The organism is Desulfobulbaceae bacterium (assembly GCA_013792005.1).
Taxonomy (GTDB): Bacteria; Desulfobacterota; Desulfobulbia; order Desulfobulbales; family VMSU01; genus VMSU01.
Map to the genome: position 1 here is coordinate 1 of VMSU01000072.1, position 2,575 is coordinate 2,575.

3 protein-coding genes and 1 tRNA gene are annotated in these 2,575 nt (G+C 47.4%); 1 reads left to right on the plus strand and 3 read right to left on the minus strand.

All coding sequences use genetic code 11. The annotated features are described in order from the left end of the window. Positions 1–178: 178 nt before the first annotated feature. The 3 genes from FP815_03915 to FP815_03925 all read right to left on the minus strand — a co-directional run bounded on the left by FP815_03915 (position 179) and on the right by FP815_03925 (position 1,245). Positions 179–535, minus strand: coding sequence for a hypothetical protein (locus FP815_03915; GenBank protein MBA3014084.1), 357 nt, complete (start codon positions 533–535; stop codon positions 179–181). Positions 536–549: 14 nt separating this feature from the next. Further along, positions 550–1,008 carry a hypothetical protein gene (locus FP815_03920; protein MBA3014085.1) on the minus strand — a complete coding sequence of 153 codons (459 nt, stop codon included), beginning with the start codon at positions 1,006–1,008 and terminating at the stop codon, positions 550–552. 161 nt (positions 1,009–1,169) lie between these two features. Beyond that, positions 1,170–1,245: transfer RNA gene (locus FP815_03925), tRNA-Ala, on the minus strand. Between the two features lie 180 nt (positions 1,246–1,425). On the opposite strand from FP815_03925, the gene FP815_03930 reads away from it, so the two are divergent. Then, the gene (locus FP815_03930) at positions 1,426–2,463 is read left to right on the plus strand and encodes a rod shape-determining protein (protein ID MBA3014086.1); all 1,038 of its coding nucleotides are present in this window, start codon (positions 1,426–1,428) and stop codon (positions 2,461–2,463) included. Positions 2,464–2,575: the final 112 nt, after the last annotated feature.

The window sequence follows — 2,575 nt, forward strand, 5'->3', positions numbered from 1 at the left end:
ACATCTGCTTTGTCATAAGCCTGCTCACATAGACGGGCTATAGTTCGCAGGCTTATTTCGCGCATCTGTAGCGCTGCTGGATAGTTACAGTTCCCGGCATCTGCTTATTTTGCGGATTGAACTGGATAGTTACGAATCAACAAGGATGACCTCCCAGGCTCACTTACCTGCTAAGCCATCATCGAGGACTTTCGTAAAAGACATATGGGGTTGAAAAATCACTGAATTCAAAATAGACCTTTTTTTCACCAGGGTCGGCCACTCCATTTAAATTCTCATCAAAGACGCCATACCCGAAACGATACGCCCTTGATTCTGAACCGGATGTTGATGTTGCGGTGGTAATTTTATCAATCGAAAGAAAGCGTCGGACAAGTTTCTCTCCAGCGTAAATCTCTAAGATCCCATTGGTCCCGGTCCAGTTTTGAACTGCTCTTCCCAGGCGGTTTTGTTGCTCTTGTGAGCAACCGGCAGCTAGGCCAGCAATCAGGCTAAGAATCGTCAACCACGATAAACTCGCAGAGATTTTTTTCATAGGAAAAATCCTCATTAATGAACTACGATGGGGTTGATACGTAAATTGGTGATCCCGTTTTCTGTGAACTCATCAAAATATTTTTCTGCGATCGTATCGACTTCAGCCAGCCGTTTTGTCGGCTCCATCTCATCAAAGGCATCTTCGCCAACTTGATCAACCAAGTCACGTTGTGCCATGCGTATTGCTAACAGATCCCAGAAGGTATCTTCATCGTACTCATCTATGAAGACCTGGTCATTGGCGTTCTCTTCAAACTCAAGGGTTGGGGAGTACTCTCCTATTTCCGGGTCATAATGGATCAAGTTGTCGAGTCCATACTCCTTGGCCAAGGCAAAGATTTTCTGCTGCAGTTGATCGTAGGGCTCAGTTTTTTCGTCAGGCTCCGATTTGTGGGCGTTTATTACCCAATCAGCAGTAGCAAGCATATCAAGCAGGAGTTTGTACTCGTCTTTGGTCAAGTCAATTTTCATGGGAAGATTCCTTGTGTTTGAGGGAGTTGTAGGGCCGTTCCAGGAAGTATGTCTTTTATATGAAGTATTACTTTGTACTCCGCAGGATAAAATAAAAAACCCGCACAGCCTTATGGCCAGCGGGTTTGTCGGACGGTCTAAAGCACCGTTAAGCGGTGATTTGGTGGAGCTAAGCGGGATCGAACCGCTGACCTCTTGCATGCCATGCAAGCGCTCTCCCAGCTGAGCTATAGCCCCATAAAAATTTTAGCTCTTTTACCATGCCATTTTTGGGTCCGCAAGTTTTTTTTATCTTTGATGGGTAAGAACCCGGCGTGGGACCCTTTGTATCAGTTGATTTATTTGCTTCGTTAGTGTAATTGTTTACCCCTCGTGGGGGATTCTCACATTTTAATAACACAAGTGAAGGGGTTTGCGATGTTTTCGCCGTTTGATAAATTGTTTGGCTGGATGTCTAATGACCTTGCCATTGATCTTGGCACGGCCAACACTCTGGTGTACGTCAAAGGAAAGGGGATCGTTTTGCGTGAGCCTTCCGTGGTGGCTGTTCGTCAGGATATGCGTTCTAGTAAGGTGTTGGCTGTAGGGAAAGAGGCCAAGATGATGCTCGGGAGAACACCAGGAAATATCAAGGCGATTCGACCGATTAAGGATGGTGTTATCGCCGATTTTGAAGTGACCGAGGCCATGCTTCGCTATTTTATCAGCAAGGTCCATAAAAGGCGGTCGTTTGTTCATCCCAGGATTATTATCAGTGTGCCGTCAGGGATTACGCAGGTGGAAAAGCGGGCGGTGAAAGAATCTGCTGAATCCGCTGGCGCCCGAGAGGTGTATCTGATTGAGGAGCCGATGGCTGCGGCTATTGGTGCCGGGATGCCGATCACAGAGCCTTGTGCCAATATGATCGTTGATATTGGCGGCGGGACCACTGAAGTTGCGGTGATCTCTCTGGCGGGAATTGTTTATGCCAACTCGGTACGGGTCGCTGGCGACAAGATGGATGAGGCTATTCTTCATCACATCAAGCGTAATCATAATCTGGCTATTGGTGAGCATACCGCTGAGGTGATCAAGACCACTCTTGCCGATATTATGCCGGAGAAGCCCTATCAATCAATGCAGATCAAAGGACGTGATCTGATCTCCGGGGTGCCGAAGACCTTGGTTATTGATTCTGATGAAATCCGGTCCGCTATCTCCGAGCAAGTCGATGCTATCATTGAGGCCGTTAGGATGGCCCTTGAGATGACTCCGCCGGAATTGTCCGCCGATATCGTTGATCGGGGGATTATTCTGACCGGAGGCGGGGCTTTGTTGAAGAATCTGGATAAGCGTCTGAATAAGGATACGGGCCTTCCTATTATTATTGCTGACGATCCGCTCTCCTCTGTGGTCCTTGGCTCCGGCAAGGCTCTTGAAAATATTCATGTCCTGCGGGAAGTGGTTATTAGTTAAAGCCTTATGGCCTTTGAGCGAAGGAAAAAAAAAGATAATCCCGTCAGTCGATTTTTCGTAGTGGTTATTCTGGCCCTGATGGCCGTGACTGCTATTGTTACGACTGTTGGTC